Annotated in this window: 14 protein-coding genes and 1 tRNA gene; 6 read left to right on the top strand and 9 right to left on the bottom strand. The window is 66.5% G+C overall.

Features of this window, described 5'->3' with window-relative positions:
* Window position 1: 1 nt before the first annotated feature.
* The 4 genes from CRM90_RS11970 to CRM90_RS11955 form a co-directional block, all read right to left on the bottom strand.
* Window positions 2-469, bottom strand: coding sequence for a hypothetical protein (locus CRM90_RS11970; protein WP_102807159.1), 468 nt, complete (start codon window positions 467-469; stop codon window positions 2-4).
* Window positions 466-696, bottom strand: a complete 231-nt coding sequence (locus CRM90_RS30695; protein WP_199189868.1) for a hypothetical protein — start codon at window positions 694-696, stop codon at window positions 466-468. The genes CRM90_RS11970 and CRM90_RS30695 overlap by 4 nt, the downstream gene beginning before the upstream one ends.
* Before the next feature lie 339 nt (window positions 697-1035).
* On the bottom strand, window positions 1036-2187 hold the full coding sequence (locus CRM90_RS11960; protein ID WP_233209286.1) for a tyrosine-type recombinase/integrase: 1152 nt from the start codon (window positions 2185-2187) through the stop codon (window positions 1036-1038).
* Window positions 2188-2421: 234 nt separating this feature from the next.
* Window positions 2422-2496, bottom strand: a tRNA-Leu gene (locus tag CRM90_RS11955).
* 271 nt (window positions 2497-2767) lie between these two features.
* Here CRM90_RS11955 and CRM90_RS11950 point away from each other — a divergent pair.
* Window positions 2768-3665 (top strand): IS5 family transposase gene (locus CRM90_RS11950; protein WP_502693261.1). Its coding sequence is split into 2 segments (ribosomal slippage): window positions 2768-3114 and window positions 3113-3665, totalling 900 coding nucleotides; the frame shifts between segments, so codons are not numbered across the junction.
* Window positions 3666-3792: 127 nt separating this feature from the next.
* Here the strand turns inward: CRM90_RS11950 and CRM90_RS11945 are convergent.
* Entirely contained in the window at window positions 3793-5169 is a 1377-nt protein-coding gene (locus tag CRM90_RS11945) for a cation:dicarboxylate symporter family transporter (protein WP_102807156.1), read from the bottom strand.
* Window positions 5170-5334: 165 nt separating this feature from the next.
* Between CRM90_RS11945 and CRM90_RS11940 the strand changes: the two genes are divergently transcribed.
* From CRM90_RS11940 to mmsB, 5 genes are all read left to right on the top strand, one after another.
* Window positions 5335-6807: a sensor histidine kinase gene (locus CRM90_RS11940; RefSeq protein WP_233209292.1), complete on the top strand. Its 1473-nt coding sequence runs from the start codon at window positions 5335-5337 to the stop codon at window positions 6805-6807.
* The gene (locus CRM90_RS11935; protein ID WP_102807154.1) at window positions 6804-7481 is read left to right on the top strand and encodes a response regulator; all 678 of its coding nucleotides are present in this window, start codon (window positions 6804-6806) and stop codon (window positions 7479-7481) included. The genes CRM90_RS11940 and CRM90_RS11935 overlap by 4 nt, the downstream gene beginning before the upstream one ends.
* Before the next feature lie 141 nt (window positions 7482-7622).
* Window positions 7623-9143 (top strand): CoA-acylating methylmalonate-semialdehyde dehydrogenase, encoded by a 1521-nt coding sequence (locus CRM90_RS11930; RefSeq protein ID WP_102807153.1) that lies wholly within the window; start codon window positions 7623-7625, stop codon window positions 9141-9143.
* 7 nt (window positions 9144-9150) lie between these two features.
* Window positions 9151-10317 (top strand): acyl-CoA dehydrogenase family protein, encoded by a 1167-nt coding sequence (locus CRM90_RS11925; RefSeq protein ID WP_102807152.1) that lies wholly within the window; start codon window positions 9151-9153, stop codon window positions 10315-10317.
* Window positions 10318-10333: 16 nt separating this feature from the next.
* Window positions 10334-11203 (top strand): 3-hydroxyisobutyrate dehydrogenase, encoded by an 870-nt coding sequence (mmsB, locus tag CRM90_RS11920; protein WP_102807151.1) that lies wholly within the window; start codon window positions 10334-10336, stop codon window positions 11201-11203.
* Here the strand turns inward: mmsB and CRM90_RS11915 are convergent.
* The 4 genes from CRM90_RS11915 to map form a co-directional block, all read right to left on the bottom strand.
* On the bottom strand, window positions 11200-11709 hold the full coding sequence (locus tag CRM90_RS11915; protein ID WP_102807201.1) for a MarR family transcriptional regulator: 510 nt from the start codon (window positions 11707-11709) through the stop codon (window positions 11200-11202). The two genes, mmsB and CRM90_RS11915, sit on opposite strands and share 4 nt — an antisense overlap.
* A gap of 148 nt (window positions 11710-11857) precedes the next feature.
* Complete coding sequence (locus tag CRM90_RS11910) at window positions 11858-12577, bottom strand: anti-sigma factor family protein (protein ID WP_102807150.1); 720 nt, start codon at window positions 12575-12577, stop codon at window positions 11858-11860.
* Window positions 12574-13089 carry a sigma-70 family RNA polymerase sigma factor gene (locus CRM90_RS11905; RefSeq protein ID WP_083120617.1) on the bottom strand — a complete coding sequence of 172 codons (516 nt, stop codon included), beginning with the start codon at window positions 13087-13089 and terminating at the stop codon, window positions 12574-12576. Before CRM90_RS11905 ends, CRM90_RS11910 begins: the two co-directional genes overlap by 4 nt.
* Window positions 13090-13230: 141 nt before the next feature.
* Complete coding sequence (gene map / locus CRM90_RS11900; RefSeq protein WP_102807149.1) at window positions 13231-14028, bottom strand: type I methionyl aminopeptidase; 798 nt, start codon at window positions 14026-14028, stop codon at window positions 13231-13233.
* Window position 14029: the final 1 nt, after the last annotated feature.

Below are 14029 nucleotides of genomic sequence, written 5' to 3'. Positions count from 1 at the left end.
TTTACGCCGACGTGATCCGACCGTAGATCTTCTGAGTAGCCGGGTCGGTTTGGACCTCCCAGCGGCCCGGCGACGGCACACCGGGATCGCTTGGCAGTTCGCCGCCTTGATGGCGCGGCTCTTCCTCGACGACCTTTGGGTGCCAGATATGACCGAAACTAAGCCCGTGTGACAGCTCCACGCAAGTGCTGACCCGTCGCCCATCGGCGTAACGGTGCATATCACCCACCCGCGAAGCTAGGTCGCGAATCTCGTCGACCACGGATCGCATTGCCGCCAGCGCGTGCCGGTGGACGTCGTCGCCGTACTCCTCGGCGCTGCCGCACTCCTCCGAGCAGCTGATGGACTCAGACACCCAACTCCAATGGTCGGCCAGGACGGCGGCGGCGTACTTCAGCGCGTCGTCGGCGCGCAGCGGGCTCGCGGCAGGGGTGTGATAGCGCGCCAGGCGCTCTTCCAAGCTGCTCACGATGCCTGCACCTCCACACCGGTGAGGGCTTGCGATTTATGGGCCGCCCGGTCGTCCAGGTCGGGTGGATCGAACTCCGACAACCCACCTCCGTCGGACCGCTCACGGCAGGGTGCCGCGGTGCAATTCATGCCGCCACCACGCACGCTCTTGGCCTTCTCGGCTGCCACCCAGTTGTCGAGGTCGACGCGGTCGTACAGCACCTTCGTGCCCACAGTGAAGCTCATGGGTCCGATGTTTAAGTGCCGCCACGTGCGCAGCGTGCTCTCGGCGTGACCGGTATGCCAGGCAGCCTGGGCGGTGGTCATCATTGGCGGGGGTGCGTCTTGCACGCCGCACTTGCAGGTGTGGTGATTGGTCACGTAAGGGCCTTTCTTGTATGCGGATACGGGCAACCTGCGCGCCAATGGCGCGCCTTCGAGTGGGTGGTTGCTCCGGGCATACGGCCCGTGCAGGTGCAGGCACCACAGTACTGCGCGTTGTGCGTCTACACCAGCTTGGATATGTGAATCCTAGTGTCACACATTGTGTTTCACGAGATAGTTACAGAAACCCGACTAGAACGTTTATGCCTTCTGACCATTGGCTATAGCGGAATCCATTGCCACAGCCAGATTGTCGAAGTCGTCGGGCAGCATGTGAGAGTAAACATTCATAGTCGTTGTGGCGTTGCGGTGGCCCAATAGCCTCTGGACGGTTACCACCGACGCGCCAGCGGCCAGCGCCAGCGATCCGGCGGAGTGCCGCAGCGTATGCGGCGTGACGCCCGTCAGGCCCAGTTTGGCTACAGCCTTGTCGAATGGCCAGCGGAACCGGCCCAACGTCATGGCGGCACCGTCAGCACCAGGAAACAGGTACTCCGACGGTTCACGGCCAGCGACGAGCGCGGCCAGTTCGTCGTTGAGGGCGGTCGTCAGGATCGGCACAGCTCGGCGCTGGTGGGTCTTGGTCTCCCCCTCGACGTGGCCGTGGCGCTGCACGTGAGTGATGGACTTGGACACCATGACTCGGCGGCGCACCGTGTCGACGTCGGCCACGCGCAGTGCGATGCACTCCCCGAAGCGCAGACCGGTGTAGGCCAGGAAACGCACCATCGCACCCACGTCGCCGCTCTCGGAAGCCAGCGCGGCCACCTGGTCGTGGGTCAGCACCGTGTCCTTGCTCTGCGGCTTGCGGGGCAGCTCGATGTCGTCGGCGGGGTTCACGGCCAGGTACTTGGACCGCACCGCGTAGGCGAGCACCTGGCGCACGATCTGGTAGGCGTGAATCACCCGCGCCGCTGACAGGCCGGTCTGCTCGATCCCCTCATCGTCGCCGCCGTCCTTGGTCCGCTTGGGCTGCTGGCGCGCCGCCGGGTCGGTGGCCAGCCACGTGACCCACGTCTGTAACCGCTCATGGTCAATGTCTCGGAGTCGCTCGTCTCGCCACTTGGGCAGGATCACGATGTCGAGCAGGCCCCGGTAACTGGCAACGGTTTTCGGCTCCCGGCTGGCAGCCTTGGCGGCAAGCCACGTCTCCGCCACGGTGCCGAACGTGACCGCCGACCGTCGCGGATCGGCGTAGGTGCCGGTCTCCAAATCAGCCACCACACCGCGCAAGTGGCGCTCGGCGTCGGCCTTCTTGGCGAAGCTCTTGGACCGCTCGGCACCGTCTCCGACCCATCGGGCCTGCCACCGTTGACCCTGTCCGTGCCGACCTGTGCACACCAGCGTGCCCACCTGACCGTGCTTTGCATCAATGCACCACATTGGGTCGCCAGGAGCAGCGTCGGAGGGATACACGACAACCTCCCGATTGCGGGCTGGCCGGTGCCAGCGGTCCTCTACTCCTGCGCGTGCGTTACGCCTGGTCGCCATACCCCCATATTAGGTGCTGCGGGCTAACTGCGGGCTACAGCGCGTGAGAGATAGAGGTCGACAACAAAAAACAAGCCCTGAGCTGCTATTCCTCGGTGCCCCCAGTCGGACTCGAACCGACACTTGTGCGGATTTTAAGTCCGCTGCCTCTGCCAATTGGGCTATGGGGGCGCACCGGGCGATCGGCGCGGGATTGACGTTAGCGCGTCCACCCTCGGGGTCCGGCGACCACAGGGCCAACCAGAGAGCGCGTCCCACTCCAGGTCGCCGCCGGGAACACCGCCGGTCCCCAGCAGTGTGTGCCTACTGAAGTCATTGGTAATTCACAGCTTTGGCCCAGTTCAGAGCCTTGATTCACAGCCAGCTCCGCTACGGTGAAGGAGCGACAGGGCCTAGGGCGTGTCTGACAATTGTTTCGGGTGTTTCAGCTGAGACTTAGGGCATGTCGCGGTTTCAGCTACTCACCGATGCTCAGTGGTCGTTGATTGAAGATCTTCTTCCGGTTCGAACCGGCAAGAAGGGCAGGCCCTTTCGAGATGCCCGCCAGATGCTCGAGGGAATCATCTACCGCTACCGGTGCGGGATCGCATGGCGAGACGTACCCGAGGTGTTTGGGCCCTGGCAGACGATCTGGACCTGGCACCGACGAATGAGCGCCGAAGGCACCTGGGATCTCATACTGGCGCGGTTGCTGGCCACCGCCGACAAGGCCGAGATCATCGACTGGTCGGTGTCAGTCGATTCCACCATCGCGCGCGCCCATCAACATGCCACGAACATCACCCGCGACACAGGGGGCTGGGTCGAATTACACGAATCTGGCGAGCGAGCCGCCTGACCACGCAATTGGCCGCTCTCGCGGCGGGTTGACCAGCAAGATCCATCACCTCGTCGACGGCCGGGGACGACCGTTGGTCGTGCTCGTGGGCGCCGGCCAGGCCAACGACGGACCTGTCCTGGAACATTTGCTCGCCCACCTCAAGGTCAGCCGTTGCGGGCCGGGGCGACCGCGCACCCGCCCCGATCGCCTTCGAGGCGACAAGGCCTATTCCAGTCGAGCGACCCGCCAACGGCTGCGCCAACGCGGGATCGTCACGGTCATCCCACAACCGTCTGACCAGATCGCCCACCGCAAACGCCGCGGCACCCAAGGCGGACGACCGCCGGCCTTCGACGCCGAAGATTACAAGGGCCGCAACGTCGTTGAACGCAACTTCAACACCGTCAAACAATGGCGCGGCCTAGCCACCCGCTACGACAAACTCGCCATCGTCTACCGCGGCGCAGCAGTCCTACGGGCCATCACCCTCTGGCTACCGCATTTATCAGACACGCCCTAGCTCTTCTCGCGGAAAGGCCCGGCGGCCCCCCCCGACAGCCGGGCTTTTTCCGTTTCACGACCAGTTACGGCGCACGACGGCACGACACCCCGGGGGAAGGGCTCCCGGGGTGTCGTGGGCTTGGTGATCAGGCGGCGACAGCCTCCTTCTGCGGCGCCGGCGCATGATCGTTGTCGAGCATGGTCAGCTCATCGAACGGGTCGCGGCCGGACAGCACACCGTTGACCCTGGCCATGTCCACCGTCTTGGTCCACGAGCCGACCAGCAGGGTGGCCACCGCGTTGCCCGAGAAGTTGGTCACCGCGCGCGCCTCGGACATAAACCGGTCGATCCCGACGATCAGCCCGACCCCGTCGAGCAGCTCCGGCCGGTGCGCTTGCAGACCGCCGGCCAGCGTCGCCAGCCCGGCCCCACTCACCCCGGCCGCCCCCTTCGACGCCACGATCATGAACACCAGCAGACCGATCTGCTCCCCCACCGACAGCGGGTCACCGAGCGCATCGGCGATGAACAGCGATGCCATCGTCAGGTAGATCGCCGTGCCGTCGAGGTTGAACGAATATCCGGTCGGCACAACCACACCCACGGTGCTCTGCTGCACGCCCAGGTGCTCCATCTTGGCGATCAGCCGCGGCAACGCCGACTCCGACGACGAGGTCGCAAAGATCAGCAGGTACTCCCGCGCCAGGTAGCGCACCAGTTTGAAGATCGAAACACCCGACACCATCCGCAGCATCGTCCCCAGAACACCGAAGACGAAGACCACGCACGTCAGGTAGAAGCCCAACATCAGCACCAGCAGGTTGGTCACGGCGCTCCACCCGGTCTGGCCGACCACGTTCGCCATCGCGCCGAACGCGCCAATCGGCGCAAGCCACAACACCATTGACAGGACTTTGAACACCAGCCGCTGCAGATGTTCGATCCCACGCAGGATCGGCTCACCCTTGGTGCCCATCGCCTGGATCGCGAACCCGACCAGCAGGGCCACGAACAACCCTTGCAGCACATTGCCGTCGGTGAGCGAGGAGAACAGCGACGTCGGGATGATGTGCTGGATGAAGTCCATCAAACCGCCTGACTCATGCGCCTTTTCGGCCAGCTCGGCGCCCTTGGCGGCGGTCGACTCCGACAGCTTGAGGCTGCTGCCCGGGTGCAGCAGGTTGCCGACCAGCAGGCCGATGCCCAACGCGATCGTCGACATCACCAGGAAGTAGCCGAAAGCCAGCCCGCCGACCTTGCCGACGGTGGCCGCCTTTCGGACCGAGCCGATACCCAGCACGATCGTGCAGAAGATCACCGGGACGATCATCATCTTGATCAGGCTGACGAACATCGTCCCGAGAACGCCCACCTCCTTGCCGACCGACGGAGCCGCCAGGCCGACGGCGACGCCGGCGACCACCGCGAAGATGACAGCCAGGTACAGCCAGTGGGTGCGATCCCGGCGCTTGGGTGGCGCGGGCTTGTCGTCGCCGCCTTGGCGATCCACAACCGTGGTCATGAGCGGTTTCCTTCCAGTACAGACAGCGTTGGGTCTGCAAGGATGGTTTATCAGCACGTGACGCAGGTCACGCTTTAGTTCATTACGTTCAGGCGGAGGTGAGCAGTGGCCGTACTGCCGCGCTCACTGGCGGGTCAGGCGTTCGCGCTGCAGGCCGCGGTGATCATGCTGGTGGTGGTGGCAGGCAGCGCGTTTGCCGTGTTCGATGCCAAACGCCACGGCGACGAGGCCGCCCGCCAGCAGGTGACGGCGATCGCCGTCGCCCTGGCCGACGCGCCGTCCACCGCGGAAGCAATCGAAAGTGGCAACGCCGCACCGGTTCTGCAGCCGGTCACCGAGGCCGTCCGCAAGAGCACCGGCATCGCTTTCATCACGATCATGGCGCCCGACCGCACCCGGTTCACCCACACCAACCCCGAGCAGATCGGCCAGAAGTACATCGGGACCATCGAGCCGGCGCTGCACGGCCAGACCTACACCGAGGTCTACACCGGCACGCTCGGCCCGTCGGTGCGCACCATCGCGCCGGTCCGCAGTGCGGGCGGACAGATCATCGGCCTGGTCGCCGCCGGCATCACGCTCGAAAGCCTGTCCGCGCGCTGGCGTTCGCAATGGCTGATGATCGTCGGTGTCGCGGCCGGCGCACTGGCCCTGTCCTTTGTCGGCATCTGGGCGATCCGCCGGCGTGTCCTGCACCAGACCCACGGCTTGGCACCCGACGAGCTTCGCGTGATGTACGACCACCACGACGCCATCCTGCACTCGGTCTCCGAGGGTCTGATCGTGTTGGACCGCAACGGCGTCGCGCTGGCCAACGACGAGGCCCGACGGCTGCTAGCCCTGCCGGCCGGAGCCATCACACGCGCCAATCTGCCAGAGTTCCTGCGCGGCAACGATCCCGGCGTGCGCGACGAGGTTCGGCTCACCGACGACCGCGTGCTGGTGGTCAACCGCTCTGCGGTCAGCGCGTCGGACTCCGAAGTGGTCACCATCCGCGACCGCACCGAATTACAAGGTGCGCTGGGCGAATTGAGTTCGCTACAGGGTTTCACCGATTCGCTGCGCGCCCAAGCCCACGAGTCGGCCAACAAACTGCACACCGTCATCACGCTGGTGGAGATGGGCCGTCCCGACGAAGCGGTCAAGTTCGCCACCCAGGAATTGGCGCTGTCCCAGCAGCTCGTCGACCGCGTCTCCGACGCCGTCAGCGAACCCGCACTGGTGGCGCTGCTGCTCGGCAAGACCGCAGAGGCCGACGAGCGCGGCATCGAGCTGACCATCACCGAGGAGACCCACCTGCCCGCCGAGGCGCTGCTGAGCCCGCAGGAGATGGTCACCGTCTTGGGCAATCTGATCGACAACGCGATGGATGCCTGCGACCGCGACGACCCGTGGGTCGAGGTGACCGTCAACCAGAGCGACGAGCGGCTGCAGATCCAGGTCGCCGACAGTGGCCCGGGCATGGACCCCGACACCTTCGCGCGTGCCAGAGAGCGCGGCTACTCGACCAAGTCCGACGGCGGCGCCGGACACCAAGGCCTCGGGCTCGCCTTGGTGGCGCAGATCGTCAACCGGCACGGCGGCACCCTGAGCGCCGACGTTACCTACGGCTCGGTGGTGACGGTGACCATCCGATGATCACCGTCCTGATCGTTGAGGACGAACCACTCATCGCCGAAGCGCACAACGCGTATCTGTCTCGGCTGCAAGGCTTTACGGTCGTCGGCATAGCCAACACCGCACGCGATGCGATGCGCATCGCCGCCGAAGCCGAGTCCCCCGTCGACCTGGTGTTGCTCGATCTCGGCCTGCCCGACGCCAGCGGGATCGCGTTGGCCTCGGCGCTGTCCGGTCTTCGCCCCGCGCCGGACATCATCGCGATCACCTCGGAGCGCGATCTGGAGATGGTGCGCGCCGCCGTCGCACATGGCGCGCTGGCTTATCTACTCAAGCCGTTCACGTTCGCGGCGTTCCGCGATCGCCTCGAGCGCTACCGCCGCTACCGCGAGGCACTGCCTGCGGGCACCGAGGCGGCCAGCCAGGCCGAGGTGGACCGTGCGCTGGCCGAGCTTCGCAGCACCGACAAGTCGGTGGCCCCCAAGGGCGCCGCACCGGGGACCACCGATGAGATCGCCCGCGCGGTCCGCGACCGCGCCGACGGACTGACCGCCGACGAGGCCGCCAAACTGGTCGGCGTCTCCCGGGTGACGGCCTGGCGCTACCTGGAACGGCTGGCCGACGACGGCACCGTCACCCGCCTGACCGAATACGGCAAGACGGGCCGGCCCAGCACTCGCTATCAGTGGCGTTGAGTTGATCGGCCCAGGGCGAGCAGACACCCAGCAGCGCACACCGCCCTGCGCCCACCGTCTGCGCCAGGCCTCTTGCGCAGCAGCTCACGGCATTACTAGGATGTCCTAGTATTCAGCGGCAAGGTCAGCCAAGGGGCAGTCATGAGCACAACCATTCAGCACTTCATCGACGGTAAGCGCAGCAACCTCAGCAGCACGCGCACCGCGGACGTCTTCAACCCCAGCACCGGTGAGGTGCAGGCCCAGGTACTGCTGGCGTCGGCCGGCGACGTCGACACCGCCGTCGCCTCCGCGGTCGAAGCCCAGAAGGAATGGGCCGCCTGGAATCCACAGCGCCGCGCCCGCGTCCTGATGAAGTTCATCGAGCTGGTGAACGCCAACACCGAGGAACTCGCCGAGCTGCTGTCCATCGAGCACGGCAAGACCGTCCCCGATTCCAAGGGCGACATCCAGCGCGGCATCGAGGTCATCGAGTTCGCCATCGGCATCCCACACCTGCTGAAGGGTGAGTTCACCGAAGGCGCCGGCGGCGGCATCGACGTGTACTCGATCCGCCAGCCGCTCGGCGTCGTCGCCGGCATCACGCCGTTCAACTTCCCGGCGATGATCCCGCTGTGGAAGGCCGGCCCCGCCCTGGCATGCGGTAACGCGTTCATCCTGAAGCCCTCGGAGCGCGACCCCTCCGTTCCCGTCCGCCTTGCCGAGCTGTTCCTCGAAGCCGGCCTGCCCGCCGGTGTCTTCCAGGTGGTGCAGGGCGACAAGGAAGCCGTCGACGCGATCCTGCACCACCCTGACATCAAGGCGGTCGGCTTCGTCGGCAGCTCCGACATCGCGCAGTACATCTACTCCACCGCGGCGGCCAACGGTAAGCGCTCCCAGTGCTTCGGCGGCGCCAAGAATCACATGATCGTCATGCCCGACGCCGACCTGGATCAGGCCGTCGACGCCCTGATCGGCGCCGGTTACGGCAGTGCCGGAGAGCGCTGCATGGCCATCAGCGTCGCGGTGCCCGTCGGCGAAGAAACAGCAAACCGGTTGCGCGGCAGGCTCGTCGAGCGGATCAACGAGCTGCGCGTCGGGCACAGCCTGGACCCCAAGGCCGACTACGGCCCACTGGTCACCGCCGCCGCCCTCACGCGGGTCCGCGACTACATCGACGCTGGGGTGGCCGCCGGAGCCGAGATCGTGGTCGACGGTCGCGACAAAGCCAGCGACGAGTTGACGTTCGACGACAACAGCCTCGAAGGCGGGTTCTTTATCGGACCCACCCTTTTCGACCACGTCACCACCGACATGTCGATCTACACCGATGAGATCTTCGGGCCGGTGCTGTGCATCGTCAGAGCCCACGACTACGAAGAGGCGCTGCGGCTGCCGACCGAACACGAGTACGGCAACGGCGTGGCGATCTTCACCCGCGACGGTGACGCCGCCCGCGACTTCGTGTCCCGGGTTCAGGTCGGCATGGTGGGTGTGAACGTGCCGATCCCGGTTCCGGTGTCCTACCACACCTTCGGTGGCTGGAAGCGTTCCGGCTTCGGCGATCTCAACCAGCACGGACCGCACTCGATCCTCTTCTACACCAAGACCAAGACCGTCACCGAGCGGTGGCCGTCGGGCATCAAGGACGGCGCCGAGTTCGTCATCCCGACGATGAACTAGAGGGGTGATGAGCTTCTTCGCCCTCGACGATGACGATCGCGTGATCGCCGAAACGGCGGCCGCGTTCGCGATCAAACGTCTTGCGCCGCATGCCCTGGACTGGGATCACTCCAAGGAGTTCCCGGTGGACGTCCTGCGTGAGGCTGCCGAGTTGGGGATGGCAGCCATCTACTGCGCCGAAGACGTCGGCGGCAGCGGACTGCGGCGGCTGGACGCGGTACGGATCTTCGAGCAGCTCTCCACCGCCGACCCCGCGCTGGCCGCGTTCCTGTCGATCCACAATATGTGCGCGTGGATGGTCGACACCTACGGCACCGACGAGCAGCGCAAGTCCTGGATCCCGCGGCTGGCATCGATGGAAGCCATCGCCAGCTACTGCCTCACCGAGCCCGGTGCGGGCTCCGACGCCTCGGCCTTGCGCACCAAGGCGGTTCGCGACGGTGACGCCTACGTGCTCGACGGAGTCAAGCAGTTCATCTCCGGGGCCGGCACCTCCGACATGTACGTCGTGATGGCCCGCACCGGGGCCGACGGCCCGCGTGGCATTTCGGCGTTCATCGTCGAAAAGGACACCCCGGGACTCAGTTTCGGCGCCCAGGAAGAGAAGATGGGCTGGAACGTGCAGCCCACCGCGCAGGTGATCCTCGACGGTGTGCGGGTACCGGCATCGGCGATGCTCGGCGGACCCGAGGGCGAAGGAACCGGCTTCGGCATCGCGATGAACGGCCTCAACGGTGGCCGTCTCAATATCGCGGCGTGCTCACTGGGCGGCGCCCAGACCGCCTATGAGAAAGCGGCAAGCTATCTGGCCGATCGCCAGGCCTTCGGCGGGGCGCTGCTCGACGAGCCCACCATTCGGTTCACGCTGGCCGACATGGCGACCGCGCTGGAAACCTCGCGGCTGATGCTGTGGCGGGCGGCTGTCGCCCTGGACAACGACGAACCGGACAAGGTCGCGCTGTGCGCAATGGCCAAACGGTATGTCACCGACGCCTGCTTCGAGGTGGCCGACCAGGCGTTGCAGCTGCACGGCGGCTACGGCTACCTGCGCGAGTACGGGATCGAGAAGATCGTTCGCGATCTGCGGGTGCACCGAATCCTGGAGGGCACCAACGAAATCATGCGCGTGGTCATCGGGCGAGCAGAAGCCGCCCGGGCACGCGCAACGGCATGAGGCAAAGGAGCCACACATGACGACGGTCGCGTTCCTGGGGTTGGGCCACATGGGCGGTCCGATGGCGGCCAACCTGGTCAACGCCGGCTACACGGTGCGGGGCTTCGACCCGGTGCCGGCACTACGTGCGGCTGCCGAGCAGCAGGGCGCGACGGTGTTCGACGCCGGCGCTGCCGCGGTCGCCGAGGCAGACGTCGTCATCACCTCACTGCCCAACGGCGCGATCGTGAAAGCCTGCTACGCCGAAGCACTTCCGGCCGCCACGGCGGGCACGCTGTTCATCGACACCTCCACGATCTCCGTCGACGACGCCCGCGAAGTCAACGCGCAGGCATCTGCCGCCGGGATGGCTCAGCTCGACGCCCCCGTCTCCGGTGGCATCAAGGGCGCCACCGCGGGCACGCTTGCATTCATGGTCGGCGGTGACGCCGACGCACTGGATCGGGCCCGCCCCGTGCTGGATCCGATGGCCAGCAAGGTGATTCATTGCGGATCCTCTGGTGCCGGCCAGGCCGCCAAGCTGTGCAACAACATGGTGCTGGCCGTGCAGCAGATCGCCGTGGGCGAAGCCTTCGTGCTGGCCGAGAAGCTGGGCCTGTCGGCGCAGTCCCTGTTCGACGTGATCACCGGCGCCACCGGCAACTGCTGGGCGGTCCACACGAACTGCCCTGTGCCCGGACCTGTTTCGACGTCACCTGCCAACAACAACTTCCAGCCGGGGTTCGCCACCGCGCTGATGAACAAGGACCTCGGACTGGCGATGGATGCGGTGTCGTCGACCGGCGCCACCGCCCCGCTGGGCACCCACGCCGCCGAGATCTACGCCAAATTCGCCGAAGAGCACGCCGACCTGGACTTCAGCGCGGTCATCGAAACCTTGCGTTAGAAATCCCCCGCGTGGTGGCGCAGCGTCTCGATCGACGCGACCAGCGCCCGGGCTTCCGGCGCCGCCATCCCGATGTCGGCGAACACCACCTCGTTGAGCGTTGCGGTAGCGTCTTCCACCGTCGAACGCCCCAGGTCGGTGATCTCGACCAGCGTGGTGCGCCCGTCGGTGGGATGTGGCACCCGCCTGACCAATCCGTCGGCCTCCAGCCGGCGGATGGCATGCGTGACGCTGGTGACGTGCACCTGCAGCCGGTCCGAGGCCTTGGTGATCGGCAACGCCCCGGTGCGGCTGAAAGCCAACAGCCGCAACAGTTCGAACCGCGAGAAGCTCAAATCGTAGGGCCGCAACGCATTCTCCACCCGGGCCAGCAGAATCTGATGGGCCCGCATCACCGAGGTCACCGCAACCATGCCCTCGGCGACATCACCCCACCCGGCGCGCTCCCAGTTGCGTCGCGCGGCGGCGATCGGGTCCGGCTTGGTGGGTGGGACTGATTCGGCCATCCGCACATTCATACCGCATCGACCCGCCACCGTAGGGCACTACCGTCGCGCTGCCAGCGCGGCCGAACATTCAGGCTTGCCCGGAACAGCCGCATTGATCGGTCGAAAAGTGCTTGCAGCGAATGCTTTTGACTGGTAGACGGATCAGTCAGGACGACAAATTGCGCTGCAGCAGCACGTCGCCGGTCTCAGCTTTGACGACCTGGACCGCGGCGATCTTCGCCATCGGCATCGATGTGCTGCCGGTCGGCGAGGCCGACTCCCCTTCGCGCGCCATCCACGTCGCCAACTGGACCCGGCTGCCGTCGCGACCGACGGCGTACATCGCCAGCTTGTCCGCGTCATCAGTCGCGTCGGCGCCGATCTCCTGGTGGTAGGTGCAGGTCATCTGGATGTGAGTGCCCCACCCCATCGGAGTGACCTGGATCGTCGCCTCGAACGACGACGGCATCACCGGTGTCATGCTGACCGTCGCGGCCGACACCTGCGGGGCGGGGGTGGGCGCGCTGAACGGGGCGGGCTTGATCGCGACGAACACACCCACGGCCAGCACGGCGGCGGCCGCGGCGGCCACCGACCAGGTGATCCAGCGTCCCCGGCGGCGACGCCTGCGCACCTCGAACAGCACGCCGTCGAGCAGCTGTGGGCGCAACGGCGGCGGTTCCATCCCGCCGGTATCGATGGCGGTCACCTCGTCGGGGGTGAGCATGGCCAGCAGTGCAGGCATGCCGCTGAGTTCACCGACCGACGAACGGCAGCGCCCGCATCCGCTGAGGTGCGCTTCGTACTCGCGGCGCTCGGTGCTCGACAGCGACCCCAGGACGTAGGCGGCGTCCCATGTCTCGTATGGATCGTGCAGATCCGTCACCGGGTCACCCCCATCTCCTGCAACGTCAGCCGTAGCGCGCGCACCGCATAGTGCAGCCTCGACTTCACCGTCCCCTCGGCGATCTGAAGGTCGGCCGCGATCTGCGCTGTGGTCCAGCCAAGATAGTAGGAACGGCGAACCACGGCGCGATGATCGGGCGACAGTTGCGCCAGCGCATCGCCGATCAGCAGCCGGTCGAGCGCGCTGTTGACTTCGTCAGGCCCCGCGGGCTCCGGCGCCCCCTCAGTGTTCAGCGAGTCCGTCTCCCGGCGGAACCGGGCGCTGCGACGTTCGTCGATGATCATGTTGCGAGCCACCGTGAACAGCCACGCCCGGGCGGAACGCTCGGCGTCGCCGGCGACCTCCGGATGCTGCCAGGCTCGCAGCAGAGTCTCCTGAACCACGTCCTCCGCGCGGGCCGGATCGCCGGTCAGCCGCAGCGCATAGCGCCATAGCGCGGCCGCGTGCTCCTCGTAGAGCACCCGAACCAACGCCGCCTCCGGGTCGTCCATGGTCAACCTCCCGGCTGATACACGTAACCGGCGGGTGTTTGGTTCACAGTGTGCGCGTGGCGCCTGTCGTCCACTCGCGAAATCGACCTCAGGGTCGTGATCCGGGCCGATCACCAGCCATGTTGGCGGTCTCGGCGCAGATCAGACAGTGAGGATGCGCGGGCCGCTGTCGGTGACGGCGACGGTGTGCTCCCAGTGCGCGGCGCGTGATCCGTCGGCGGTGACGACGGTCCACTCGTCGGCCAGAATCCGGGTCTTGGTGGTGCCCAGCGTCAGCATCGGTTCGATCGCGAGCACCGATCCGGCGACCAGAGTGGGCCCGCGGCCGGGTTCGCCCTCGTTGGGCAGGAACGGGTCCATGTGCATGGCTCGGCCGATGCCGTGCCCGCCGTAGCCGGCGACGATGCCGAACCGGCGGCCGTAGGTCTGTTCGGCGGCGCGGGTTCCCGTTTCGATGGCGTGCGACACGTCGGTGAGCCGGTTACCGGGGATCATCGCCGCGATACCGGCTTCCATCGACTGCTTCGTCGCCGCCGACAACGCCTCGTCCATCGCGATCAGGGTGCCGATCCCGAACGTGACAGCGGCGTCGCCATGCCAGCCGTCGATGATCGCACCGCAGTCGATCGACACCAGATCGCCATCGGCGAGCTTCTCGTCCGCCATCGGAATGCCATGCACCACACGGTCATTGACCGACGAGCAGATGCTGGCCGGGTAGCCGTGATAGCCGAGGAACGACGGGATGCCGTTGGCCTGCCGGATCACCGATTCGGCGACGTCGTCAAGGTCCTTGGTCGAGACCCCGGGAGCGGCGGCCGCCTGGACCGCGCGCAGCGCTGCCGCCACCACGGCGCCGGCAGCGGCCATCGCATCCAGCTCCCCCGGCGTGCGGGCGGGAACGGTTTTGCGATTGCGCAGCCCGGGCAGTGAAACCATC

The sequence above is a fragment of the Mycobacterium sp. ENV421 genome (assembly GCF_002887815.1).
Classification (GTDB): domain Bacteria; phylum Actinomycetota; class Actinomycetes; order Mycobacteriales; family Mycobacteriaceae; genus Mycobacterium.
This window is presented reverse-complemented; position numbering and strand designations above follow the sequence as displayed.